Here is a 1,223-nt window from a genome sequence, read left to right as displayed (position 1 = left end):
CATCGAGGTCCACCTGCCGGGCCGCCCCGACCCCGCCCGCCTGCGCGCCGCCTTCACCGAGGCCCTGCGGCGCCACCCCCGCATCCTCATGCGGGAGGCGCCCGGCGCCTGGTACCGGCGGCGGTACGAATGGGAACTCACCCCGCACCCCGACACCGACGTCGTGACGTTCCCGCCGGCCGGCCCCGACGCCCTCACCCGGGCCAGGGCCCGCTCCCTGTCCCTCGCACCGCCGCTCAGCCTCTCCCCGCCCGTACGCATGGAGGTCGTCGACCGCGTCCTGCTCCTCACCGTCAACCACACCGCCCTGGACGGCCCCGCCTGCCTCCGCGTCCTGGCCACCGCCGCCGAGCTGTACGGCGGCCGTGACAACTCCCCGGCGACACCGGCCCCCAAGCGCGGACCGGCCCCGGGCCCGGCCGCCGCCGGGGACCACGCGGCGGCCGCCCCGCGCACCGGCTTCGCCCCCGTGGCGCGCGTGGCCCGCGGCACGCCCACCTCGGCGGCCCCCAACGGCATGCTGACGGCCGACCTGCCCCTGCCGACCCGCCCGCGCGACGCGCCGTACACGGTCAACGACCAGCTCATGGTCGCGACCGCCCGGATGATCGCCACCTGGAACCGCGAGCACGGCGGCCCGTCCCGCCCGATGCGCATCACGATGCCGGTGGACGACCGTTCCCGGGACGCCGACATGCCGATCGGCAACGGCACCCGGCTGGTGGAGGTGCCGTTCTCCCCCGCCGAACTCGCGCCCGACGCGGACGTCCCGGACCTGCTGCGCCGCACCGCCCTGCGCACCCGCACGCTGAAGGCGCTGCCCCGCCCCCAACTGGGCCGCGGCGCGGCCCTGCTGACCGCTCCCGTGCTGCCGGTGGCGGTCAGGGCGGCGTTCACCCGCGCCCTGCGCCGCACCGCGGCGCCGTGGACGTCGACCACGCTGCTCAGCAACATCGGCCGCGTCCCGTACCCCCTGGACTTCGGCGAGGGCGCGGGCCGGGCGACGGCCGTGTGGTTCTCGGCCCCCGCCCGCATGCCCCGCGGCCTCACGGTCACCACGGCGAGTACGGCCGGCCGCCTGCACCTCGCGCTGCGCTGGTCGGGCGTACTGCTCGGGGACGCCGACGGCGAACGGCTGCTCGGCCTGTTCACGGAGTACCTGGACGCGTCCGGAGAAACACCATGACGCACCCGCACACCGCACACGACACCCGCCCCCACAC

The 1,223-nt window shown here is 77.2% G+C and carries 1 protein-coding gene; it reads left to right on the top strand.

Annotated elements, in window-relative coordinates:
• Window positions 1-1,186, top strand: a 1,186-nt coding sequence (locus tag E2E34_RS34425; protein ID WP_138905732.1) for a condensation protein, incomplete at its 5' end; no start/stop codon positions are given.
• Between the last annotated feature and the right edge of the window lie 37 nt (window positions 1,187-1,223).

This window comes from Streptomyces albidochromogenes, assembly GCF_005981925.1.
GTDB classification, from domain to species: domain Bacteria; phylum Actinomycetota; class Actinomycetes; order Streptomycetales; family Streptomycetaceae; genus Streptomyces; species Streptomyces albidochromogenes.
This window is presented reverse-complemented; position numbering and strand designations above follow the sequence as displayed.